Annotated in this window: 20 protein-coding genes and 1 pseudogene; 15 read left to right on the top strand and 6 right to left on the bottom strand. The window is 30.7% G+C overall.

The window, feature by feature from the left end:
* Window positions 1-97: 97 nt before the first annotated feature.
* Entirely contained in the window at window positions 98-385 is a 288-nt protein-coding gene (locus FYJ33_RS08090; RefSeq protein ID WP_154531245.1) for a transposase, read from the bottom strand.
* A gap of 333 nt (window positions 386-718) precedes the next feature.
* On the opposite strand from FYJ33_RS08090, the gene FYJ33_RS08085 reads away from it, so the two are divergent.
* The 8 genes from FYJ33_RS08085 (at window position 719) to FYJ33_RS08050 (ending at window position 12327) form a co-directional block, all read left to right on the top strand.
* On the top strand, window positions 719-1387 hold the full coding sequence (locus FYJ33_RS08085) for a response regulator transcription factor (RefSeq protein ID WP_154531244.1): 669 nt from the start codon (window positions 719-721) through the stop codon (window positions 1385-1387).
* A gap of 218 nt (window positions 1388-1605) precedes the next feature.
* Window positions 1606-3615, top strand: a complete 2010-nt coding sequence (locus FYJ33_RS08080; protein WP_154531243.1) for a methyl-accepting chemotaxis protein — start codon at window positions 1606-1608, stop codon at window positions 3613-3615.
* A 243-nt stretch (window positions 3616-3858) separates the two neighbouring features.
* Complete coding sequence (locus FYJ33_RS08075) at window positions 3859-4800, top strand: sensor histidine kinase (RefSeq protein WP_235900803.1); 942 nt, start codon at window positions 3859-3861, stop codon at window positions 4798-4800.
* A gap of 129 nt (window positions 4801-4929) precedes the next feature.
* The gene (locus tag FYJ33_RS08070) at window positions 4930-5682 is read left to right on the top strand and encodes an ABC transporter ATP-binding protein (RefSeq protein ID WP_154531251.1); all 753 of its coding nucleotides are present in this window, start codon (window positions 4930-4932) and stop codon (window positions 5680-5682) included.
* Window positions 5682-7592 (top strand): FtsX-like permease family protein, encoded by a 1911-nt coding sequence (locus FYJ33_RS08065; RefSeq protein WP_154531241.1) that lies wholly within the window; start codon window positions 5682-5684, stop codon window positions 7590-7592. Before FYJ33_RS08070 ends, FYJ33_RS08065 begins: the two co-directional genes overlap by 1 nt.
* A 152-nt stretch (window positions 7593-7744) precedes the next feature.
* On the top strand, window positions 7745-9754 hold the full coding sequence (locus tag FYJ33_RS08060) for a methyl-accepting chemotaxis protein (protein WP_154531240.1): 2010 nt from the start codon (window positions 7745-7747) through the stop codon (window positions 9752-9754).
* A gap of 238 nt (window positions 9755-9992) precedes the next feature.
* Entirely contained in the window at window positions 9993-10970 is a 978-nt protein-coding gene (locus FYJ33_RS08055; RefSeq protein ID WP_154531239.1) for a CPBP family intramembrane glutamic endopeptidase, read from the top strand.
* Window positions 10971-11424: 454 nt separating this feature from the next.
* Window positions 11425-12327, top strand: coding sequence for a cation diffusion facilitator family transporter (locus FYJ33_RS08050; protein WP_235900802.1), 903 nt, complete (start codon window positions 11425-11427; stop codon window positions 12325-12327).
* A 305-nt stretch (window positions 12328-12632) separates the two neighbouring features.
* On the opposite strand, the gene FYJ33_RS08045 is transcribed toward FYJ33_RS08050, so the two are convergent.
* On the bottom strand, window positions 12633-14723 hold the full coding sequence (locus tag FYJ33_RS08045) for a glutamine synthetase III family protein (RefSeq protein WP_154531238.1): 2091 nt from the start codon (window positions 14721-14723) through the stop codon (window positions 12633-12635).
* A gap of 277 nt (window positions 14724-15000) precedes the next feature.
* Between FYJ33_RS08045 and cls the strand changes: the two genes are divergently transcribed.
* Entirely contained in the window at window positions 15001-16536 is a 1536-nt protein-coding gene (cls, locus tag FYJ33_RS08040) for a cardiolipin synthase (RefSeq protein ID WP_154531237.1), read from the top strand.
* A gap of 264 nt (window positions 16537-16800) precedes the next feature.
* A complete protein-coding gene (locus FYJ33_RS08035; protein ID WP_338157068.1) occupies window positions 16801-17277 on the top strand; it encodes a DJ-1/PfpI family protein in 477 nt (158 codons plus the stop codon).
* Between the two features lie 226 nt (window positions 17278-17503).
* Here FYJ33_RS08035 and FYJ33_RS08030 read toward each other — a convergent pair whose 3' ends face one another.
* On the bottom strand, window positions 17504-18349 hold the full coding sequence (locus FYJ33_RS08030) for a hypothetical protein (protein ID WP_154531235.1): 846 nt from the start codon (window positions 18347-18349) through the stop codon (window positions 17504-17506).
* A 148-nt stretch (window positions 18350-18497) separates the two neighbouring features.
* Between FYJ33_RS08030 and FYJ33_RS08025 the strand changes: the two genes are divergently transcribed.
* From FYJ33_RS08025 to FYJ33_RS08015, 3 genes are all read left to right on the top strand, one after another.
* Window positions 18498-19595, top strand: a complete 1098-nt coding sequence (locus tag FYJ33_RS08025; protein WP_154531234.1) for an ArsR/SmtB family transcription factor — start codon at window positions 18498-18500, stop codon at window positions 19593-19595.
* 176 nt (window positions 19596-19771) lie between these two features.
* Window positions 19772-21013, top strand: a complete 1242-nt coding sequence (locus FYJ33_RS08020; protein ID WP_154531233.1) for an MFS transporter — start codon at window positions 19772-19774, stop codon at window positions 21011-21013.
* A gap of 250 nt (window positions 21014-21263) precedes the next feature.
* Window positions 21264-21479, top strand: a complete 216-nt coding sequence (locus tag FYJ33_RS08015) for a hypothetical protein (RefSeq protein WP_154531232.1) — start codon at window positions 21264-21266, stop codon at window positions 21477-21479.
* A gap of 286 nt (window positions 21480-21765) precedes the next feature.
* Here FYJ33_RS08015 and FYJ33_RS08010 read toward each other — a convergent pair whose 3' ends face one another.
* The gene (locus tag FYJ33_RS08010) at window positions 21766-23991 is read right to left on the bottom strand and encodes an SPFH domain-containing protein (protein ID WP_154531231.1); all 2226 of its coding nucleotides are present in this window, start codon (window positions 23989-23991) and stop codon (window positions 21766-21768) included.
* Window positions 23992-24474: 483 nt separating this feature from the next.
* On the opposite strand from FYJ33_RS08010, the pseudogene FYJ33_RS16315 reads away from it, so the two are divergent.
* Window positions 24475-24921: pseudogene (locus FYJ33_RS16315) on the top strand (deoxycytidylate deaminase); the annotation flags it as partial.
* Window positions 24901-25428, top strand: coding sequence for an AAA family ATPase (locus tag FYJ33_RS16310; RefSeq protein WP_407928897.1), 528 nt, complete (start codon window positions 24901-24903; stop codon window positions 25426-25428). The pseudogene FYJ33_RS16315 and the gene FYJ33_RS16310, both read left to right, overlap by 21 nt.
* A gap of 115 nt (window positions 25429-25543) precedes the next feature.
* On the opposite strand, the gene plsY is transcribed toward FYJ33_RS16310, so the two are convergent.
* Both plsY and FYJ33_RS07995 read right to left on the bottom strand, forming a co-directional pair.
* Window positions 25544-26137 (bottom strand): glycerol-3-phosphate 1-O-acyltransferase PlsY, encoded by a 594-nt coding sequence (gene plsY / locus FYJ33_RS08000; protein ID WP_154531229.1) that lies wholly within the window; start codon window positions 26135-26137, stop codon window positions 25544-25546.
* A gap of 78 nt (window positions 26138-26215) precedes the next feature.
* Window positions 26216-26398, bottom strand: coding sequence for a hypothetical protein (locus tag FYJ33_RS07995; protein ID WP_154531228.1), 183 nt, complete (start codon window positions 26396-26398; stop codon window positions 26216-26218).
* Between the last annotated feature and the right edge of the window lie 26 nt (window positions 26399-26424).

Raw genomic sequence — 26424 nt, 5'->3', positions numbered from 1 at the left:
CCTAATATTCTAAGCACTCCGCTGACATTAAGTCGGCGTTTCTTATCTTTAACTGCTAGATCTTCTGCTTTCGCAGTTTCGATAAATATAGCTTGTGTCATTTTCCCAGAATGCTTATGGCTTTTTTTAATATTTCAAGGGCATCTTTCGTATCTTTTAATTCTTTTCTTAATTTTGCATTTTCTTTTGCTTCATCACTTGAATAGTTTCCTGATCCTCTAGTTGGTACTTCACCATTATTAATATCTGCCTTTTTAACCCAATCACCAAGAGTCGAAGCAGCAATACCTAAATTAGTAGCACATCTTTTTAGATTTAAATCTTCATGTTCATTATAGTATCTCACTGCATTTTCCTTAAATTCCTTATCATACTGTTTACTCATTTCAATTCCTCCAATTCATCATATTTTTATTATAACTCTTTTTGAGAAATATCCACTTTTAACTTGTACTATTTATATTCTAGCTCCATTTGTGTAAAATACTGTATTTGGTCATATTTATATTTTACCATAAATCCCATTCTCTTTGAGTTTGGGATTTATTTTTTTGCACGAAAAAAAGAGCCGCTACACAACTAATTTCTAATTAGTTGTGCGACAGCCCCTTTTTGTGTGTTTAATTTACAGCGGAGGAAATATAGTATAATTATAAAAGAAGGAAAAAGGGTTTTAAATATGAGTTAATAATAAGTTATCAATAAAAGGAGCAGTTTCATGAAGAGTATATATATAGTTGAAGACGACAGAGATTTAGCAGGTGAACTTAGTTCATCACTTAATAAGTGGGGATTTAACACATTTATATGTGAGAAATTTGATGGTATTTTAGAAGAATATGTTGAAAAAAAGCCTCAGCTTGTGATTATGGATATTAATCTGCCATTCTTTGATGGTTTTTTCTGGTGTAAGAAAATAAGAGATATTTCTAAGGTGCCAATTTTGTTACTTTCATCTCGTGATTCAAATATGGACATAATTATGGGGATAAATAATGGTGCTGATGATTATATAACTAAGCCATTTTCAGTGGAAGTTCTTGTTACAAAAATAAATGCACTTTTAAGAAGGGCTTACGATTATGTAGCAGGTGATTCGCTTGTGTACTATAATGGAGCAGTTCTTGATACAGAAAAGTGCACATTGATGTACGATAATAGGACTACAGACCTTACAAAGAATGAGATAAAGATATTGAGAATTCTTATAAAGAATAAAGGAAAGGTTGTTTCTAGAGACAAAATAATGATGAGTCTATGGAATGATGATGAGTTTGTCAATGACAATACATTGACAGTAAATATAACGAGGCTTAGAAGCAAGCTAAAGGATATGGGACTAAAGGATTTTATAAAAACTAAAAAAGGTATAGGTTATATGGTGTGATGAAGATTAAGAAATTTTGTGGTGTATTTTTACTTTAAGGAAATTAAGATACAATTACGTGTGGTCTTTTGTAAATATATGTAAAAAATACTAGCTGGTATTTAATATGATGCAAAAATAAATAAAAAATAAATAGATAATTGTCTAAGAAATGACTTGCTAGTTACGAAATAATTATTAGGTTATTTTATTTTTGGAAAAGGAGAGAGATATTATTTATGAAGAAAAGATCAGTGCGTAGTATTGCAAACAAGATTAGATTTCAGATAATAGTATTAGTATTATGCGTTTCTGGAATATTATCATTTTTATCTTACAATAGTTCAAGTTCTAATATATTAGATATAACTTTTGAAAATTTAGCAGAAAAAACAAAGGATAGTTCAAGGATTGTTGAGATTGAATTAAATGATAGAAAAAAAGAACTTAGATATATTGCAACTATAGATGAAATAAAGTCTATGGATTGGAATATACAGAAGCCAAGACTTATAGAAGAGAAAAATAAATGGGGATACGATAATTTATTTGTTCTTACACCAAAGGGGTTTGGATATTATCCTGATAAAACAGAAGTTTTAGATCAATCTAAAGAAGAATTCTTTATGACGATGCAGGAAAAAGGTGAGTTTATAACAGAACCTTATATTAGAAAAGAAGAAAAAGAATCTATAACAACAATTGTTACGCCAATTAAAAACGGTAATGAAACAGTAGGTTACTTATGTGGAGTAATTAAACTAGATGATATAAATAAAACTGTTCAATCTATAAAAAACGGAAAATCAGGATATGGTTTTATGATCAATGCTGAAGGTAAGTTTGTTGCTCATAAAGATATGAACTTAGTGTTTAATGAAACTACACTTAGTGAAGGCCTTAGTACAGATAAAAAAGATGAAGCAGCAGTAAATGATTTATTTAGTAAAATAAGTTCGGGACAAACAAGTATTGATGAACTTAAAGTTAATAGAGAAAAATTAGTACTTTCATATACTAAGGTTGAAGGTACACCTTGGTCAATATGTCTTGTAGCAAAAAATAAAGAAGTTTTAGGTGGCGTTAATAAGTTAGCATTTACACAGCTTATTTTTGCAATAATATTTGTTGCTATAGGTGTTGCTGTATCAATATTAATTGCTAAAGATTTAATAAAGGAAATAAATAATATAAGAAAGTATTCAAAAGAATTACAATCATATAATTTAGCATATAAAGGTGAAGTTCTTGGAAATAACGAATTCGGACAAACAATTAATGATTTGAATTCGGGAGTTGGAGAATTATGTTCAGCTATAAGAAAAGTTAAAAACAATAGTGATAATATATCAGAAAGCAGTGATAGTATTAATCAAATGCTTATTGATATGTCAGATAAACTTGAACTTGCAGCAGCAGAAACAGAAGAGATATCAGCAAATATGCAACAATGTACTGCAACTATAGAAGAAGTAAATTCTATTTCTCAAATAATTAACCAAAATGCAGAAATTTCATCAAATAAGGCAAGTAATACTCTTGAATTTGTAGATAAAATACAACATGAAGCACAAGAGGCATATTATGATGCTATATCATCAAGAAAAAATGTAGAAAATGCATTTAGTAGATGTAGTAACAAATTGAAAAATGCTCTTGAAAAGATAACTGTAGTTGAAAATATATCATCTATGTCTAACAGTATACTTGATATATCACAGCAGACAAATCTTCTTTCACTTAACGCTTCAATAGAAGCAGCTAGAGCAGGAGAACAAGGAAAGGGATTTGCAGTAGTTGCTGAGGAAGTAAGAAAGCTTGCTGAGCAGTCTGCATCAACTGTTAATGCTATTCAGGATAGTGTTACTGATACATTAGAAGCAGTAAGGGAACTTTCAGAGACATCGTCAGAATTACTTTCTGTAGTAGAAAATGATATATTAAATGATTATGAAAAGCTTATTGAGATAACTTTATCTTATAAAGAAAGCGGAGATAACTTTAAGGGAATCATGGAGGATTTCTCAGAATCATCAAAAGAAATAGCAGATTCTATGAGTAATGTTTCGGCAAATATAGAAGAATTAACAGATGCAATAACTTCTGTATCAAAATCATCATTTAGTATTGCTGAAAATATGACAAGTATCAATAGCAGGAAAAATGACGTAATGGAATCAGCTGAAGATAATAAATGTAAGTCACAAGATTTATTAGAGAGAGTTAATAGATTTAAGACAGAAGATTAAAATGTAAAAACTGTTACATAATGAGGTGTCGTACTTCATTATGTAGCAGTTTTTTTATGCAAGAGAATATTTTAGATATAAAAACACTAAAAAAACTATATTATGGTAAAATATTTGTGTGGTAAATAATAATTTAAAGAAAGGTATGTTATGTATGGTATGAAGAATATCAAGAGATTTATAAAGGATAGAATTTGTTTTTTAATACTCTATTTTTTTGTAACAGTAATAATAAATACATATATGATTTCATTAAATGCTATAAGAGCCAATATAGGTGATTTGGTTTATCTTAATGTTTTAATTATTTTGATATATACATTAGGAATATTTCTTGATTATAAGAAATGGAGCAAGAAGTACTTTGAGTTATATAATATGTTAAAAAGTAATTATGACATGCCAGATAATGAGGATGATGCTGAAACTGCAATTATTAAAAGTATTATCAAACAGGATGATGAAAAGTATGATGAAGCAGTAAGAGACAGCATTAAGAGAGTAAAGGATATGGAGGAATACATTTCAAAATGGGTACATGAAATTAAGATTCCTATCAGTGCACTTAATTTGATTCTTGAGTCAATTGATGATGCAGAGATGGAAGAAAGGATAAAAATAGAAGTTGAGAAGATGAATTTCCTTGTGAACTCAGTTATGTATGGTAGCAGGTCCACAGCTTCTGCTGAAGATATATTCTTAAAGCAGGAAAACTTAAGTGATGTTGTGAAACAGTGCATAAAGAGCAATGCGTTTATGCTTATTAAGAACAATATAGATATACAAATTGAGAATGTTGATTATGATATATACACAGATAAGAAATGGATACTGTATATACTTGATCAGCTTGTGAATAATTCTATCAAATATGTGGATAAAAATAAGGAGAAAAATACACTTGAATTTAGAGGTAATGAAAGTGAAAAATATATTGAACTTATTATTGAAGATAATGGTATAGGCATAGCAGAGCAAGATTTAGACAGAGTATTTGAAAAGGGATTTACAGGTATCAATGGACGAAATACCGTTTATAAGTCTACAGGAATGGGGTTATATTTTTCTAGTAATATAATTAAAAAACTTGAACATGAGATGTCAGTGCAGTCCGTAAAGGGAAGTTATACTAGATTCATAATAAGGTTTTATAAAGTAGCTGATTATTTGAAGGTAAGAATCTAATGTGACATAAATGTAACTTTAAATATTTAAAAGTAATGTTAAACGAAGGAAAGTCAATATAAAAGATACTAAAATTAAATCATAAGGTCCTTTGAAAAATATTTAGTTATTATATTGGAGGTATTTATGATGAAAGAAATATTGAAATTAGATGGTGTATGCAAGGAATATGGCATAAAAGGTTTTAAAAATAAAGTTTTAAGAGATGTATCATTAACTGTAAATGAAGGAGAGTTTATTTCCATAATGGGACCTTCAGGAGCGGGAAAAAGTACTCTTTTGAATCTTGTATCAACTCTTGATAAACCAACTAAAGGTACAATCCTTTTAGATGGTGTTGATATAACGAAGGTAAAAAATAAGGAACTTTCAAAAATAAGAAGGGATAACATAGGATTTATTTTTCAGGATTACAACCTGCTTGATAATATGAAGCTGATGGATAATATAGCTCTTCCTTTGGCCCTTGGAAGAAAAAAGACAAAGGATATCGAAGATAAGGTAAAGCAGATGGCTGAGTTATTTGGACTCTCAGATCATCTTAAAAAGTATCCGTATGAACTTTCAGGAGGACAGCAGCAGAGAGGTTCAGCAGCAAGAGCACTTATTACAAAACCAAAGGTTATTTTTGCAGATGAACCAACTGGAGCACTGGATACAAGGTCATCATCAGATCTTCTTGAATGTATGACAAGAGCTAATAAGGAAGAAAATGCAACAATAATTATGGTTACACATGATGCTATTAGTGCAAGCTATAGTGATAAGGTATATATGCTTACAGATGGTGAGATAAAATGTCATATAGAGAAAGGAAACAGCAGAAAAGAGTTCTACAGCAGGATATTAGATCTTTTGGCATCAATGGGAGGTGCCAGATAATGAGTGTGTTGAGAATAGCCTATAACAATTTTAAAAATAATATAAAGATATATACTATGTTCTTTATATCAATGATATTTTCAGTAGTTATACTGAGTAACTTTATGATACTTTTGAAAGGTAACACTCTTGATTATTTAGGTAAAATGAATAAAGAATATTCAAAGATGACTTTACAGATATTGATTATTATGCTGACTTTATTTATGCTTTTCTTCATATGGTATTCATCAAATATATTCCTTAAAAACAGAAAGAAAGAAATAGGTATTTACACATTTATGGGACTTGATTCATTTACTGTAGGAAGAATATATTTTACAGAAATGATGTTGATAGGATTAAGTTCATGTGCTATTGGAACAGGAATTGGAGTTTTGTTTTCAAAATTCTTTCAAATGATAGTGTTTAAAATGGCAGATTTCAATATAGATATAAAATTTAATATAACAGCAGATTCAATTATGTATACTGTAGCAACATTTCTAATAATATTTATTATTATGGCTCTTAAGGGATTTATAAATATACTTAGAAGTAGTGTAATAGATCTTTTAAAAGATAATAAAAAAGGAGATGAGCCTGTAAAGGTAAGGTTCTACACATACTTAATTGCAGCAGTTTCGTTATTTTTTGTAATATACGGTTATTATATGATAAGTAATGATAAAACAAAAGCTTTAAGGACGCTTATAATTGTATGTATTGGTACTTATGGCTTGTTTGGAACAGTACTGTCTGTAATATTTAATTTCCTTATAAATAGAAAATCAATTCTTTATAAAGGTGAAAATATAATAACAATAAACAATCTGTTTTATAGGATGAGGAAGAACTTCACCACATACGCAACAATAGCAATATTCACAGCATGTACTATTACTGTACTTGGTGCAGCAGTTTCAATGAAGACTCTTTATGAAAAACAGGCAGAAAACAATGAATTATATTCTTTAACCTTTACTTCAAATGAAGAGATTAAAAACCAGGAAAAGATTAAGGAGTTATTTAGCGGTATTGGAAAAGTAAAATATTCTGTGAATGACTCAGTACTTAAAGTTAACGTGACTGAAAAGAATAGTTTCAGAACTGAAAAGGAAGATTTTATAGTGCTTTCTTATGATCAGTTTGCAGATATTTTGCGAAGAAATAATCATCAAGACAGCATAAGTAAGGTTACTAGTGATATGATTTCTGGCAATAATGTGGTTTATATACCCAGACCTATGACTCTTGGAAGTTTGGTAAATAAAAGTACTATAGTTATAGGTGATAACATATTTCAAAAGGGAAAAGATGATATGAAGCTTCCTGTAATAGGATGTGCATTTAATAATCAGACTCTTATTGTAAGTAATGAGAATTATAAAAAGATTGAGAAGTATGGTGAAAAAAATAATTTCCTGGGAATTAAAATCGAAAATGACAGTAAGCTTCTTGATAAAAAGGTTATGGATAAATTAGTGACTGGTATGTCAAAGTTTGTGAATGTAAAACAGGTAGCAATTACGTGTGGCATATATAAAACTGATAGGATAGCATGGCTCAAAGTTATTTATGCAATGATGGCATTCTTGTTTTTAGTTTTCATACTTGCAGAAGCAAGTATTATTTATATTAAGATTTACGGTGATGCAAATGAAGATAAGATTAAGTATAAGGTACTTAAAAACATAGGAACTTCTACGAAAGAAATTGGCAGATCAATAAATAAAGAAGTTACAATGTTTTATTTAATTCCTGTAATGGTCGGACTTGTTCATAGTTATTTTGCTATTGGTGCTTTAGGAAATATTATAAGTATAGATTTGACAAAAACATTTGTAATAAGTGTAATTGTTTCAGTAGTAGTATTTTTTATAAGTGCAGTATTTTCTTCGAGAATGTTCAAAAAAATAGTGCGTGTATGATGGGAAAAGACAAATTCCTTTGAATATATCCCAAAAATTCTGTTGAATATTTAACATATTTAAAAAAAGAGAAAAATTACTAAATAAAAATCCTAATAGTTACGAATAAAACTATTAGGGTTTTTATTTTTTGGGAAAGGTGGAAAGAATATATGAAACAAAAGCTAAAGATTGGAATTGCAAGAAGAATTATTATTCAAATAACCTTATTAGTTTTTATTATGTGTAACATATTGTCATTTATATCTTATAGTAGGTCAAAAGCTAATATTCTTGGTATCACATTTGAAGAACTGACTGAAAGAACAAAAGATATGGCAACTGTAGTAGATGCATACTTTGAAAAAAGGAAAGAACAACTTAGATATATAGCTAAAATAGATGAAATAAAGTCAATGGATTGGAATGCACAAAAGCAGGTACTTATTGATGAAAATGAAAAGTGGGGATTCAATGGACTCTTTATCATGTCTGCGGATGGATTTGGATATTACATAGGAAATGAAGAACCTAAAGACCAGTCGCAGGAAGATTTCTTTAAGAAGATGAAGGCAGAGGGAGAGTTTGTTACTGACCCATTTATAAAGCAGATAGAAAAGGAATCTATAACAACAATTGTTACACCAATTAATAGGGATGACAAGGTGGTTGGATATCTTTGTGGAACAATTAAACTTGATGAAGTAAATAAAATTGTTCAGTCTATAAAAATAGGACAGTCAGGATATGGATTTATTCTTGATAGTACTGGAAGATTTGTGGCGCATAAGGATATGAATTTAGTTTTAACTGAAACTAAATTTGTTGATAACTTTGCGGGGAAAAATAAAGATAAAGAAAATGAAGTGAATAACATTTTATCAAAACTTATTTCTGATAAGACAGAAGTTGAAGATGTAGTGTTAAATGGTTCAAAAGTACGAATTTCACATACAAGGATAGCAGGTACATCATGGTCAATATGTCTTATTGCACCTAATAAAGAAGTAATGAGTGGTATTAATCGAATAGCGTTAGATCAGTTTATTACAACTGTGATATTTGTAGTTATAGGTGCACTTACATCAGTAGTAATAGGAAGAATACTATTAAGAGAAATTAAGAATATACGAAATTACTCAACAGAATTATCTTCATATAACCTTGCATATAAGGGGGAAAAAATAGGTGATAATGAGTTTGCAGAAACAATTCAAGATTTAAACTCAGGAGTAAATGAGTTATGTTCAGCTATCAATCAGGTTAAGATGAACAGTAATGAAATTTCTAAAAGTAGTGAAAAAATAAACGAAATGATTATTGATATTTCTAGCGAATTAGAGAGTTCAGCAGCAGAAACAGAAGAAATTTCAGCTAATATGGAGCAATGCACTGCATCTTTAGAAGAGGCAAATTCAATTTCACATACAATAAATAAGAGTGCAGAAAAGTCAGCAGATACTGCAGTTAAGGTTCTTAAGTTAGCTGGCGACATACAACAAGAATCGGATGTAGCATATAATGATGCTATATTATCTAAACAGAATGTTGAAAGTTTATATAATAGTTGTAGCATTAAATTAAAAAGAGCACTTGAAAAGATTGCGGTTGTTGAGAATATATCATCTATGTCTAATAGTATCCTTGAGATATCTCAGCAAACAAATTTATTGTCTCTTAATGCATCTATAGAAGCCGCAAGAGCAGGTGAACAGGGTAAAGGATTTGCAGTAGTTGCTGAGGAAGTAAGAAAGCTTGCTGAGCAGTCTGCATCAACTGTCAATGCTATACAGGATAATGTTAACGAAACATTATTAGCGGTTAAAGAACTTTCAGAAACATCATCAGAATTACTTAATGTAGTAGAAAAAGATATCTTAAATGATTATGAAAAGCTTATTGATATTACATCTTCTTATAAAAAAAGTGGTGATAACTTTAAAAATGTAATGACAGAGGTGTCAGGAGTATCTAAAGAAATATATGATTCTATAAATAATGTTTCTTCAAATATTGAAGAGTTAACAGAAGCAATATCTTCTGTATCTAAATCATCATTACATATTGCAGAAAATATGACAAGTATTAATTGTAAAAAGGATGATATTGTTGAATATTTAGAAAAGAATAAAGATAAGTCACAGCATTTATTAGGGATGGTCAATAAATTTAAGACAGAATAAATAGGATTAGTATAAATAAAAGTGTATTTAGCTTCATAATATAGTAAAATAAAAGAGTATATTTAATATGCAACTCAAAAAGATAAAATCCTCTTATAGAATATTATCTATAAGAGGATTAATAAAAGTTATATAAAAATGGGGGAGAGGCATATTAAATAAATAGTTACATTAGTATTATTAACAGTAGAAATAAAATTATGCAAAAAATATGAAAAATATATAGGAGTTAAATATTATGAAAATTAAAGAAACTACTAAAGTATATCTGTATTTTATTGTTGTCAGCTTAGTACAGATGTTTATATCACCAATGATTTTTACATATTTATATAATCACTATAAAATGAACATTGGTCTTGCTAATTCTGCTGTGCATTTCTTAACATTCGTACCGTGTGCAGTGATTTTTATTCTATTAAATTCACAATCATTTAAAGAAACATTAAGCTTTAAGAAGACACCTTTAATAAATATTATGTTCGCTGTACTTATTGGAATGTTGGCACAGCCTATAATGAGTTTTTTAGCAAATATATCACAGTTATTTGTAACAGATACTGTAGGAGCATTTATGGAACAGGTTACACCTTTAAGCTTTTTTGCTATGTTTTTTGCTATGGCTATCACACCAGCAATAACAGAAGAAATTACTATGCGTGGAGTTGTACTTCATGGTTTTAAAGATAAAAATATGTTTGTTGCAGCAACTGTAAACGGACTTTTGTTTGCAATTTTCCACTTTAATTTATCACAGTTTTTGTATGCATTTGCACTAGGGTTTCTTTTTGCAATAATGGTCAGGATAACTGGTTCAATATTTGTTACTATGGTATGTCATATGACTATTAATGGTATTCAGGTTGCTCTAGCTAAATTTTTAGTATTTGCACCTGGTAATGAAGCACTTCATAAGGAGGCTGTTAAAGAAGCTGCAAAAATAACAATTGCACAGAGGCTTGATGCTATATCTATAATTGGAGTAATAGCAATAGCTGCTACAGCGTTGATAGTACTTGTTCTAAAGGCTATGAAGTATTATACAGATAAACAATATATAAATGTATCAAAGCCAGTTTTTGCAAAAGTGGATATAGAAGAAAATACAATACAGTCACAAGAAAACATAAAGGAAAATACATGGAAGTTGTTTATTAATCCATGGATGGCAATAATTGTGGCACTTTATATAGTGGCAACAGTAGTACTAAAATAATTATAGATTAGGGATTAAAACGAAGAGAGCAGAGAAAAGGATGAAACTCCTTCACGGAGTTTCTAAGTAAGAGAACAAGTTACTCTTAAAAATATAAATAAAACACGTAAACTTTTAACTAATTGATAGACTTCGGTTTATCAATTTTTTAATGCCTAGACCAATTGCATTGAAAAAGGTGAATTTTAAATGCTGTAAAGCGTTGAAAACAAAGGATATACAGCTCAAATCAAAAAAGGTACAATACATATTCATTCTTTAGTAACCCTTTTTATAAAAAAGTAGTTTGAATTGTACCAATGTGCAAATAAAAATGTACTAATGTGCTTTTTGGGAAAAATAGTGAACGCTTAAAATCCAATAAAAATGTTAAAAATCAATCATATTAGTGAGTTGAGATAAGTAATTTATGATTTTATAATAAAGTTAAAGGAAATGAAAGAGGTGAGACAAGATGAAACTAGAAAAAAAGATGATAAAATTCTCAGCACTTGGCGGATTATTTTTTGCTGTTATGGGACTAGCTTGGGGATTTATGGCTAAGTCAAGTATGATATTATTTGACGGACTATATTCTTTAATCAGTTTATTTTTGTCAATACTTGCACTTTGGGTCACGAATTATATAGATAAAGCTGACTTTAAGAGATTTCCCTTTGGAAAAGTAATGTTGGAGCCTTTAGCTGTAGCATTCAAATCAATTGTACTTATAGTAATGTGTACTTTTACATTATATGATGCTGTTACAGAAATAGTAGCAGGTGGACATGTTGTAGATACTAGTATGGCAGTTGCTTATTCAATAGTATCTTCAGTAGGATGCATTTTCGTATATGTTTATATGCATCAAAAGGGTAAGAAATTATGTTCAGATATATTAAAGGCTGAAAGCAATCAGTGGTTTATGGATAGTATTTTAAGTGTTGCAGTCCTTATAGGATTCATAATTTCTGCAGTGATTTCAACGACAAGCTTGGCTGGTTTAACTAGATACGTTGACCCTACCATGGTAATAATATCATCATTAATATTTATAAAAATACCTACTACAGCATTATTTAAGAGTTTTAGGGAAATAGTAAGTGGAAGTGCTGATGATAATATAAACAATGAGATATACACAATAGTTAAGGATATAGAAAAAGAGTACAATTTTGCAGACTCTATAACAAGGGTGAGCAAGATTGGAAGAGAACTTAGAATAGAAATTGATTTTGTGTTTAATGAGCAATCATCATTAAATGAACTTGGACAAATGGATGAGGTCAGAGAGCAGGTATATAGAAATATGACTGATATAAAACTGAAAAAATGGCTTAACGTCAATTTTACAGGCGATAGGAAATGGGCTATATAAAAAGACTCCGCAGAGTTAATGCGGAGTCTTTTTAGTGAATAGATAACAGAGAACAACGAATAGAAAAGAAAAAAACTATATTATTAATATAAGTGAAATATATATATGGTTATATTTTATGTAGAAAGTGCATCAAAAAATGTATTTCAACAGGTATAGTGGGTTAAAGTGTACTAATAATACATGTGATGGAAATATGCTCTTTTACTCTTTAATTAATTTTAAATTTTAAGAGCTATGCAGAGCCGACTTGGAACTCGCCGACGGAGGAGTCGAAATAGCTCTTAAAATTTTCACCTTATTGCTTAAACGTGGAATAGTAGTTCTGTATAAGTTGGCATTGGCCAGTATTTGCTGTCTACTAAAGTTTCAAGCTTGTCAACATCTTCTCTTAATGAATTTAAAGCTTCGAATACATCGTATCTATAGCTGTAAGCTTGATCGTAAGAGTCTTCTTTTGAACAAGCTGTTGATATAGCAGATTCAAGAGCTTTGACTTTTTTCATTGCTGAAGCTGTAAGCTTAGAGATTTCAGTAAGAGTTTCACCTTGAGCAGTAACATCAGCATCGAATCCAGTGCTCTTTATAGCATTAATTGATTCCGCTAAAGAAGTAGAGTACTTAATAACTGCTGGAATAATATCTCTCTTAGCCATTTCAAGTGCAGTTAATGCTTCAATGTTTATAGTCTTGATGTAATTTTCAAGATGAACTTCATAACGAGAATGCATTTCTACATCTGTTAAAACGCCATGCTTTGACATAACTTCTATATTCTTTGGAGCAACAAGTGACCTGATTGCTTCAACAGTACTCTTAATATTTGGTAGGCCTCTCTTAGCTGCTTCTTCAACCCATTCATCAGAATAGCCGTTGCCATCAAATAAAACTTTATGGTGTGCTTTTAGAGATTCTTTTATTATTGCATCAACTTCTGCATCAACGTCAGATGCTGCTTCAAGTCTGTCTGCATATTTGCTAAGAACATCTGCAACAGTTGTATTTAATATAGTATTTGGTCCAGCAATTGATCCTGAAGAAGGAGCCATTCTGAATTCGAATTTATTTCCAGTGAATGCAAATGGAGATGTTCTATTTCTATCAGTTGCATCCTTTGGAAGATCAGGTAGTGTTGAAACTCCAATCTTAAGCTTGCTGCTTGATAAATAATTTCCATCAGTATCTTCAACTATTTGTCTTACAACTTCAGATAATTGATCACCTAAGAATATTGATACTATTGCTGGAGGAGCTTCGTTAGCACCAAGTCTATGATCGTTTCCTGGATTTGCTGCTGAAAATCTTAATAAATCTGCATAATCATCAACAGCAGATATTATTGCGCTTAAGAATAATAAGAACTGTTTGTTGTTCTGTGGTGTTTTTCCAGGATTTAATAAGTTTTCACCATCATCAGTATTGATTGACCAGTTATTATGCTTTCCAGAACCATTGATTCCTGCAAATGGCTTCTCATGAAGAAGACAAACAAGTCCATGTTTTAATGCAACTTTTTTCATAGTTTCCATAACAAGCTGATTATGGTCAGTAGCTATATTAGTAGTAGTGAATATTGTTGCAAGTTCATGCTGAGCTGGAGCAACTTCATTATGCTTAGTTTTAGCACTTATTCCAAGCTTCCAAAGTTCAGTGTCAAGATCCTTCATGTAATCTGATATTCTATTTTTTATAGCACCAAAGTAATGATCGTCAAGTTCCTGTCCCTTTGGAGCCATAGAACCAAATAGAGTTCTTCCAGTTAAAATAAGGTCTTTACGTTGATCGTATAATTTTTTATCTACAATAAAGTATTCTTGTTCAGGTCCAACATTAGCAATAACTTTTTTTGCAGTAGTGTTTCCAAGAACTCTTAGTACTCTTATAGCCTCTTTAGATATAACTTCCATTGAACGAAGAAGCGGAGTTTTAGAATCAAGAGCTTCACCGTTATATGAACAGAAAGCTGTTGGTATGCAAAGGCTACCATCCTTTACGAAAGCTGGTGATGTGCAATCCCAAGCTGTATATCCTCTAGCTTCAAAAGTAGCTCTAAGTCCACCAGATGGGAATGAAGAAGCGTCGGGTTCACCTTGAATTAATTCTTTTCCAGAGAATGATAAAATTGCTGTCCCATCATCCATTGGATTTAAAAATGCATCATGCTTTTCTGCTGTAACACCTGTTAATGGTTGAAACCAGTGAGTGAAATGAGTAGCTCCCTTTTCTACAGCCCATTCCTTCATTTCGTGTGCAATAACATTTGCAGTATCAAGGTCTAAAGGCTTACCTTCTTCAATAGTTTTCTTCAATGCTTTATAAGTAGCTTTAGGAAGTCTTGCTCTCATAACAGCATCATTAAATACATTTTCACCAAATACATTACTTAATTTATCCATTTAAAATCCTCTCCTTAAAAATTATTAAAAATAAAAGGCGTCTTCAAATAAAATAGAAAGTATTAAAACTTTTCTATTCTCTTTGAAAACGCCATTGTCTTCTAAAAACTAATTAAATTATATATACATTGTATGAGTATTTTTCTTAAATGTCTACTACTTTTTTGAAAAAAGCAATAAAAATATTATGTAAATGTTTTATACAAATGATATAGTATAATAATATATACTATATATGGTATAATAAGAAATAAAAATTATAGTTGAGGAGTGGAATATGAAAAATACTTTTAAAGTAATGTTTAGCAGAATTTTCATTGTGGCTTCTTTGATTACACTTCAGGTAGTTGGATTAATTTATGCATTTATACGACTTAGTTATTTATTTGCATATATTTATGCTGGATTTTTAGTTTTAGGTATACTTTCAATGCTTTGGATAATAAGCAGAAATGAAAATACATCGTATAAACTTGCATGGGTAATTGCTGTATTAGGGCTTCCTGTTGGCGGAGTAATTCTTTTCTTGATATTTGGAAAAAGCAATTTAAGTAAAGAGTTTAGGATTAAGACTGAAGATATTTATAATAAAACTATTAAGTTTTTAAAACAGGATGATTCAATACGTGAAGAAATCAGACAAATGGACATGAATGTTGCAAAGCAGTCCGAATATATAACAAGGACATCAGCTTTTCCTATATATAAAAATACTTTTACACAGTATTTGTCACCTGGAGAAGTAAAGTTTGAAAAGATAATAGAAGAGCTAAAGAAGGCAAAACATTACATATTCATTGAATATTTTATCATTGAAGAAGGATTTATGTGGGATTCTGTTCTTGATATACTTATAAAAAAGGTAAGAGAAGGTGTTGATGTAAGAGTAATTTATGATGACTTTGGATGCATATGTAAACTTCCACATCATTATGATGAAAAGTTACGAGAGCTTGGTATAAAGTGTGTCGTATTTAATCCTGTTACACCTGTTGTGACAGTAAGGCATAACACAAGAGACCACAGAAAGATACTTGTTATCGATGGACATACAGGATTTACTGGTGGAATCAATTTAGCGGATGAGTATATAAATAGAGTAGAAAGATTTGGACACTGGAAAGATGCTTCAATAATGCTTAAAGGTGATGCAGTATGGAGCCTTACAGTTATGTTCCTGCAGACATGGAATTTTTATAACAATTTTATTGAGGACTATGATAACTATAGACCAGAAAAGTTTAAGGTAGAAGAAATAGAGTCAGATGGATATGTTCAGCCTTATGGAGATAGTCCGCTTGATAATGAGAGACTTGGTGAGTTTACATATCTTAATATGATAAACAGAGCAAAGGATTATATTTATATAAATACACCATATTTTATAGTTGATAATGAAATAACAACTGCACTTGAACTTGCAGCAAAAAGTGGAGTAGATGTGAGGATAGTAACACCATGTGTACCTGATAAATGGTATGTACATATTCTTACAAGGTCATATTACGAACAGCTTATCAGTGTAGGCGTAAAGATTTATGAATACACACCAGGATTTATTCATTCCAAAACATTTGTGTGTGATGATGAACTTGGAGTAGTAGGAACTATAAATCTTGACTTCAGAAGTCTTTATTTTCATTTTGAATGTGGAATATGGCTGTATAAAACGAAGTCTGTTATGGAAATTAAAGAAGATTTCTTAAAGACACTTGATGTATGTCATGAAGTAACACTAGAAGAGTGCAGAAATGTTAAATGGTATATAAGAATAATAAGAAGTTTTTTAAGAGTATTCGCACCACTTATGTAGCTAAAGTTAATGCAAAATGCCAAGTGTAGAATGCTAAATGAAGGATTGAATTCTGCAAAGGAAGAATTTCCATAAGAGGGCTTGCCCTCTTAACAACTCCTTTTTGGATAATAAAAGAATAAGCAGTTGAGTTTTTCTCAACTGCTTATTTTTTATGCATTAGCTCAAAAGATAATCTTTATTATTAAAGATTGTTGACATAATGTTGTCAATAATCACATGCTACAATGAAAAAACAAATAAACAAATAAACCTAAAGATCCAATCAGAACAATGGGTGGGTTGACAATTGTTCCTGACTGCACAATTGATGATATCTCAGTGAGCGAAAAAAGCATGTTGATATTACCGGGGGCAGATACATGGAGTGATCCAAAGCATAGCACTATTATTGAAAAAGCAAGTGAATTGCTATCTGTGGGAGCAGCAGTGTGTGCAATCTGTGGGGCTACTGCTGCACTAGCTAACGCAGGTCTATTGGATAATAGAGCACATACAAGTAATGGAGCAGGATTCCTTGAAATGTTTTCTCCTGCTTATAAAGGACAGAATCTTTATATAGACAAGCCATCTGTAGCAGATAACAATCTTATTACTGCAGGTTCTGCAGGAGCTTTGTTGTGGTCAAAGCAGATTATAGAATATTTAGGCGTTTTTCAATCAAACACACTGGAATATTGGTATCAATATTTTAGTACAGGAGATTCTAAACATTTCTTTGCACTTATGCAGTCTTTGTAATCTAGCAATGAAAATTAATGAAACTTTTTTAAAAACTTTTATATATGACGCCAGGAACATCATTTTGACTAGTTTATAAAAACAAAAGCAGCCGAATTTTTCGGCTGCTTATTTTATATTGTATATGTTGCTAATATGAAATTAGAAGAGTCTTAAAGAGGAGAATTCTCCTCTTTTCTTGAAACTCCTAAAGGAGTTTCATCCTTAATTGATTAATGGCAATTGTTTAATAAAGTCCTCTTTTTATAGATAAAAGAGAAGATGATAAAAATACTGGCAAGATTAACTTTATTAAAGCATAAGTTATAACTGCAAGTACTGCAAATGATAAGAAGGCTACATAAGGCACTTTGTTGTCACTTGCATTATTAAGTCCTTTTATAGCAGATGTTACAAAGAAGCAACCAAGCAGTGTGCCAAGTCCTGCAATAAATAGTGCAGTAACAGGGCTGAACATAGATACTATGAATGCAACAACTGTGAAAGGTATCTGAGCTATACACTTTGAACTTGCAATACATAACATCTGTTTATATGTTGCCTTAGTCTTCATCAACAGTGTTACAAAAATGTGTATTATTGATGCAAAAATCAGCATCAGCAGTATTGAAGAAATAAGAGTCACAAAGAAAGACTTCATTATTGAAAAAGTTGCAGAACTGTATAAAGAGCTGCTAAAAAGTGGTGTGACGTTACTAAGCAAATCATTAACTGAGTCAAATATCGAAGCTATTGACCCTGCAAACAAGAAACTCTGGATGATTATAAAACCAAGTGCTACTTTATAGTCAGCTGCTTTTACGAATGCAGACAGCATAAAATATGGCGTCTTTATAGTTTTTAAAGCCACAGTAAATAATCTCTTGAAATAGAATATTACTGAATTCTGAGAATAAGAATTGTCCGAATTATTATCAGAAGTAGCATCATTAATAGCAGTATTTGTACAATTGTCGTTATTTTCAGTAGTGATCTTTTCAACTGTGTCTATTTCATGTTGAAAGAGATGCTGGACAGTGTGTTCATCTGAATTTATTATCTGAATAGAACCTGAATTTTCATCTCCGTTCATAAGTAAAGCCCCCTTCATAAATGTTAGTATATTAATTATAACATTATTTCGTAATAAGTAAAAACATATAAGAATTTATGAATATGGCAGTTTATAGTATTAAATGATACAATAAAGTTAATATTTAGTAAGGAAAGGCGTAGTAAATATGAATATAAAAGTACATAAGGATCCAAATAAATTGCAGGAGATCGTAGATTTGATATATACAGTTATTCATGAGCAGGATTATAAAGATGAGATGAATAATATCTATCAGAAGCTGTTTGTTGATAAAAAGCAGTTTGATAGAAAGTATTACTCAAAAATAAAAAAGTATCTTAATAGATTTAAGAAGCAATGTAGCATTGATAAGACATGGGGTGATATGTACTTTAGAAAGACACCTAGAGAGTCTAAAGACATTGCATCAGCATTGATTACTAACTGGGACATAGATAGATTTAGAAAAATAAAAGAAAATGCAAACAATTTTTCAACCGAATTTTATAGAAATAAACTACTATATACAGTAAGACAGAATTATGAGGATCTGCAGACTAAAGATGAAGCATTTTATAAGGCTGCGATAAAAGAAAACAACATGGAGAATTTTGTGCAGTTTGTATCTCAGGTAGATATTTCGCCAGAAACTAAGTGGAATTATATTGAAATCTTTAACAATCCACAAAAGTATTTTTGTGAACTTGCTAATATAATCTTTATGAATGAAGAGGCTTATAATGATGCTTATGGAGAGATAGAAGAATATATTAATAGATTAATGGCTGACTTTGAGAAAAATGCAGAAGAAAATATAGATTCAGTTCAAAAAAACATAGGTCTTGTTATTGATAGAGAGAAATTAATCGATTTATATCCACAAATAGCTAGGAATAGAGAACTATCATATATGGAACACGATGAAAAAGATATTAATATTTTATATCTTGGTATTCTTGTACCGGTTTTTGTAAATTTGAAAAAGTCAAATTTGGAAGACGAAAAATATCTTTTTGCGCTGGCAAAGAATTTAGGGGATAAAAGCAAATTTGAAATACTTACTCTTTTAAAAAACAAAGAAATGTATGGACAACAGATTGCAGAAGCGCTTAACCTAACAACAGCTACTATTTCATACCATATGAACGATTTAGTTGTATGTAATTTTGTGAAAGTCTATAGAATTGATACAAAGATTTATTACAGTCTTAATAAAGAAGAAATTAAAAAGTTTATTTCTAGTCTTGATCAATATTTTAAATAAGTAAATAATAATATTTTACATGGCAGTTATGCGTTTGACATAGCTGCTATTTTTTTAAACAAAAGTGTTATCTAACATTGATAGAACATCATAACACTTTGTTAGATAAAATTCTAATGACATTGTTGACAAATATCTAATTGGGATATATTATTTCTTGTAAAGGGGGCTATAAAATGGAAAATGTAAAACAAAAAAGTTCTTATAGAGCTGTACTTAAGGAAAAAAATTATCTTATTTTTATTATGGCAAATTTAATATCAAGATTTGGCGATTCTGTGGACTGTATAGCTTATGAGTGGATGGTTTACAAGATTACAAATTCAGCAAGTTTAATGGCATTAATTTTTGGAGTAAATGCCATACCAACAATGGTACTGCAGCCCTTTGCAGGGGTGCTTGTAGAGAGATTTAATAAGAAGAAGGTTATTGTTTTATGCGATTTTGGAAGGGGAATAACGGTATTAATTATAGCGTTGTTATATTTATCAGGAAAGCTTACTGTACCTATGTTGTTTATCTCAACAGTCATAAATTCAACATTTGAAGCATTCAGGTCACCAGCAGCTTCCGCAGTAACACCACTCCTTCTTTCAAAGGAAAATTATTCTTATGGGATGTCTTTATTTGCATCATCATCTAGAATAGTTGAGATTGTAGGACTAGCAGCTGCAGGTACGATAATTGGATTATTTGGAGTTGCAAGCGGTGTTATTATTGATGCAGCATCATTTATCATTTGCGGATCTATAGTTCTGTTTATTAACTATGAAGGCGACATAATAGAAAAGGTTAAGATTAATTTGCACAGCTATTTTAGTGATTTAAAGGCAGGGCTTGTATATCTTAAAGATTATAAATTGCTGCTTAATATGGTACTTTTAACACCAGTTATAAATCTACTGCTGGTACCATTTAATACACTTGCGCTTGTATATATCAATTCAAGTCTTCATCTTGGAGCTGAGGCATATTCAGCTATTAATATAGTTCTAACTATAGGGCTTGCATGTGGAAACTTTTTAGTACCTAAGATTAAGGAGAAAGTAAAAGGAATATATTTATTGGTATCAAGTGGTGTGCTTTTGGGTATATGTTATGGTTCATATTATGTACTTGTAAATTTCTCACATCCATTTATACCAGTTATGATATTCTCATTTGGTATAGGGTTTGCGGCAGGGATTATGATTATGCAGCTTAATGTAGCGTTTATGGAGAGAATTGATAATTCATATATTGCAAGGACAACAGGTATAATGGGAGCTTTATCAATGAGTTCAACTCCTCTTGGATCATTTATAGTAGGTGGAATATGTCTTGTATTTTCAACAAATCAGATTTTCTTACTTATGGGAATTTTAACAGCAATATTCTTCGTAGCACAGTTATGTAATAAGTCACTTAGACAGTTGTAGAACTTTTGGTAAATACCTGAGAAACGATAAAGGAGAATGAATAGCAAAGTATGATTTTTAGGATGCTTTACTTATTCATCCTCTTTTTATATAAAGAGTAATTTATTAAATTTTGCTGTTAAATTATGGTGAATAATTAAAAAACAATGTACAATATATTATAAAGATAAATTTAGAATATAGGAGGTGAAATATATTTATTATTAGGAAGTAAAGCAGGAAAAATAAAAAATTTTTATGGGGTATAAAAATGGTAGATGAGTATTCAAGAGCATATGAGAAGTATTATCTTTTAAGATACAAAATGGAGGACAGTGTAATCAAAGAAATAGTAAAGGATTATTTCAACAATAACTTTGATGATGATGATATTAAACAACTTAAAAAAATGATAAAGATTTTGAGTGAGAGGAAGATTAATTTCTATGCAGAACAAGAAGCAGCAAGCACAATAGTTAGTAACTAAGTTGAATTAAGGTGGTTTTAGAAACTATAGTATAAATAGCTCGATGAATGAGAACTTTGTAAGTCACAGGTCACAGATCAAAAGCAAAAAGTAAGGATGAAACTCCACTGGAGTTTCAAAATGGAGGTTTTACCTCCAAACCTCTAAAGTTAAACAGTATAGTGGTTTGGAGGCGATGCCTCCATTTAAGATTAGAATTCATGTGCTTGTCTCAAGAATTATTTCCTTACCTTTTACCTAAGTGACAAATAAGTCTATAGATATTATTTTTAAATCAAGTTATTCTTTATTTAAGCTTATCAGAGATGTTATATTCCTTGTATCTTGGTAGTGGATTTTTAGCTGGTGTAGGTTCTGTGTGAGTTTTATTTTCTGCTGCTTTTTTGTTATCCACATTTTTATTTATATTTTCAACCTCTTTTTGTGGATTATTTTCTGCATTTATTTCTGGAGCCTTAATATCTAAAGTTTCTTCAGACTCCTTTTTATCTTCTTCAGCCATCTTTCTATAAATATCTTCTTTCATTTTCTTAGCAAAGTCGCTTTCACCTTCATCAGATTTAAAATCTATACCGATTTTTTCAGATAAAAGTATACCAAGAAGTCCATCAAAAGCATTGATGTTCTTATTGTCTTCTGAACCACCCATTGTAACAACATTTTTAGGAACGATATTTATTGCTCCTTCTTTGATGGCATCAGTAAATTTGCTCATAACATTCTGTAGAACCTGGTATTGTGGTCCCCCATAAGCGTTAACTTGCTCTTTTGTTGCTATGGCTTCTGCTATACCAAGTCTTGCTTTCATTTCAGCCTGAGCTTCTGCAAGTTTCTTGACTTTATATGCTTCAGCATCAGCAAGTGCTCTCTGCTTGTCTGCATCTTGTTTGGCTTTTTGTAGTTCCGCCTTACCAATGTTGTCTTGAATTTTGATATTTGTTTCAGATTTAGTAAGGTCAAATTGCTGTTCAGCTTTAGCCTGGAAGTCCTTAAGTTCTTTCTCCTTTTCGCTAGCAAGCATTTGACTATTATAAGTAGCAATTTTTTCTTTAGCAAGTTGTCTATTGCTTAACTGATTTAATATTTCTTCAATCTTCTTATCACCATTAGGAGAAGGAGTACCAATAAGAACTTCTTCAAGTTCAAGATTGTAATTCTCAAATTTTTCTTTCATTTCTTCTGTTGCCTGCTTTTGAATTTCAGAACGATTCTGAATAAGTTCAATTAGAGTCATTTTCTGAGCTATATTTTTAAAGTATGAAGAAACCATTGGGTCAAGAGTTTGGTCAACAAGCTTTTTAATGTCACCAAATCTTTGGATAACAAGTGGTGCCTTGGTATAATCTATATGAACAACAACTGAAAGTGGAAGAGTTGGTTCAAAGGCATCTTTAGTTATTAAAGTTACTTCTTTAAGATTTGCATCAAAATTATGTCCGCCTGATTCTGATTCAACCCATTTTAGAATAAAATTTGTAGTAGGAACCTGAGTAAGAACTCCTGCAGAAAGATTGTAAGCATATTTACCAGGCATAAGAGGATTAACCCATATACCTTTACAGCCTTCTTCTACAAGTTCACCATGAGTATAAGATGCGCCGCTGACATCAACACCTTTTTTCCCTACAAAGGAATTTACAACACCAGCAAAACCTACAGGAATAATAGTCTTAGGAATTATATCTATAGTAGCAAAAAGTCTGTTAATAAAAAATGTACCATCACTTATTACCTGATACTGTTTTCCACGGTATCCACCAGCTCTTAAGAATGCTTCTGGATCTTGGAAATTGTTATGATATGTTGCTTTATTTGTTGGGTCATCACCTACTACTGGAGCAATTATTTCGCCACTAGGAAGAGATGGACCATCATGTACTGTAATTATAGCCATTGGATCTTTGATATTCTTTAATCCTTCACGAATTATAACTGGTCTAAATCCATTTTTAGCTTTAAGATCGTCAGACATTTTCTTTATCTGAAGAGCTTCTTGCTTATTACCTATACTTAAATAGTAGTCATTTTCTTCAGTAAGAACAATAAACGCACTAAGGTTAAATGCGTAAGTACCCTCTCTTAATATTGCTCTTTGAGGACCTTTCTGACCACCGTTTTTAAGGAAGGCTCGTGCGTCCTGGAAGTTTGAACACTCTACAATTTTTCCTAGAGTCTGAGTTTCAGCAAGAGGTTCACCATCTCTGGCAAATACATAGCCTATCTGACCTTGAGGAATAGTAACAAGAGGGCATTTTGCTATTTTATAAACCAAGCATGATTTAAAATGAATGCCTGTCCTTAAAACATCAGGCTGAAAACCTGCTTCACCATTAAGTGCAATAAATTTTCCTGATTTTAAGTTGCCCTTTGGAGACCACCATTTTTCTACTACGCCTACTTCATTAGTACCAATAACTCTTAGTCCAAGTAGCTTGAAAATAATTAGATAAGCAGCAATTATACCAAGAATTACGTAAATAATTGTAGGAATAAAATCTTTGATTGTAGACATGATTAACAACTCCTTAACTTTTTTAATTATTGAGGTTAGACAAATAATAACCATTATATAAATAATATAACAAATTTTAGAATAAAATACATAAAAATATTAAATTTACATAAATCAGTTTTGACAAGAAACAGAATAACTATATAAAATAGAGACATGTTTAAGAAGATAAACTAGATATTGAGGAAATAATTTAAAATTTAGATTTTAAAATCTAAAATTAAGGGAAAAACTCCCTTGAGTGAGTTTTTGAAATAAATATAGGGCGGACAAGCCTCTAGTTGGAATTACGTTCAGTAATTTCGCAGGTGGTTTGGAGGAGAATCCTCCATTAAATTAAATTCATGGCGAAGCTAATGAATTTTAACCTGAATTCTACATTCTAAATTTTAAATTCTAAATCATTTATATACGTTTTAATATAAAGAGTAACTTTAAAGTTTGGTTAAACTAATGATAAAATTTTTAATGAGAGGTGTTTTTGTGAAGAGAAGTAATTACTTAAACTGGGATGAATATTTTATGGGAGTGGCGCTTCTGTCTGCCCAGAGAAGTAAGGACAGCAGTACTCAGGTTGGCGCTTGTATTGTTAATAATGAAAACAAGATTCTTTCAGTTGGTTACAATGGTATGCCTTGTGGGTGCGACGATGAAGAAATGCCATGGAACAGAGAAGGAGAGCCCCTTGATACAAAATATATGTATGTATGCCATGCAGAGCTTAATGCAATACTAAATAATGACAGTGGCTCACTAAAAGGAACTAAGATATATGTAACACTTTTTCCTTGCAATGAATGTGCAAAAGCAATTATTCAGAGCGGTATAAAGGAAGTAATTTATTTAAGCGACAAGTATGCAGAAACTGATTCTGTAAAGGGATCAAAGAGAATGTTTGATATGGCAGGAATTAAATATACGCAGTATGATGGTGATGATATACCAGCATTTCAGAAGAATGACAAGGCAAAAGTTATTCTTATTTGTGGAAAGATATGCAGCGGTAAGAGTACTTATTCTGCAAAACTCAAAGTTAATCGCAATGCTGTAATAATGTCATGTGATGAAATCATGACAGATATGTTTGATAAACAGCTTGGTGATAAACATGAAGAAGTTGTCTGCAAGGTAAAGAAATATATTTATAATAAATCATTAGAAGTTGCTAAGGCAGGGACAAACGTAATAATAGATTCAGGCTTATGGACAAAAGTTGAAAGAAAAACAGCAAAAGAATTCTTTAATAATCAGGGGATAGAAACTGAACTTCATTACATAAAAGTTGATGATGAAACGTGGAATAAACATATAGAAAATAGAAATGATGCGGTAGAAAAAGGACGTTCAAATGATTATTATGTTGATGAGAACCTTAAGAAAAAGGTAAGCAGCATATTTGAAGAGCCAGATGAAACAGAAGTAGATGTTATAAGTTAAATTCTACTGTCAGAGTTTACAGCTTTATTTGCTTCTTTTGTAGGTTTTACATTGAGGAAACAAGAAACTAGCTAGAAAATCTAGCTAGTTTCTCTCCATAACTTTAAATTCTAAATTACTTTTCTTCACCTTTGATTATTCTTACAATATTAGATTTATGTCTTACACAGATAAGTGCAAAGGCACAGAATGTTGCTATAACATAGGCTTTATCATAACCTAAAATCCATGTACTTAAGAAAAGAACTAGAGCACATACTAGAACTCTTATAGATACAACTTTTGTTTTAAGCTTCATTGAAAAGAATAAAATCGCAACTATCAGCATTGGAATAGGAACAAGATATACAAATGATCCTATTGTTGTTGATACTCCTTTACCGCCTTTGAACTTTAGAAATATTGTAAAGTTATGACCTATAATTGTAGTAAAAGCTATTAAAATAAGAAATAGTTCTTTATTAATGCTTATTAAGTTATTCCTGCAGGCAATATCTGCTATTACTACAGGTACAAAGCCTTTTAAAATGTCTAAAATAGTAGTTATTATTTGATACTTCTTGCCAGCAACTCTTCCTACATTGGTTGAACCGATGTTGCCGCTTCCAAAGTTTCTTACATCCTTTCCGAATTTCCATTTAACAATAAGGTATCCTGTAGGTATAGAACCTATAAGATAAGATAAAAGAATCATTAAAAAAATTGTCATTGTAATTACCTCTATAAATTTATAGTATTACTATAAATATAATGTAAAAACAATGACAATTCAAGTTTTATGGTTATTCTACCATTGATTATTTCCAGAAGTTTTCTTGTTTGGGTTTTTATCTACTTTTGATTCATATTTAGCATTTTTCTTCTCAATGTCACTTGATCCACATTCGCAGCCACTAGAGCAGCCTGAATCTACATGACTTTCAAAACTTTGATTTTCTGAATGACATCCACAATTATGTTTTTTACTCATTTTACATGCCTCCTTTACATTATGTT

Origin of the sequence: Inconstantimicrobium porci (assembly GCF_009696465.1) — a bacterium.
GTDB classification, from domain to species: Bacteria; Bacillota; Clostridia; order Clostridiales; family Clostridiaceae; genus Inconstantimicrobium; species Inconstantimicrobium porci.
The sequence above is the reverse complement of the archived record's forward strand: the minus strand, read 5'-3'. Positions and strand labels throughout refer to the sequence as shown.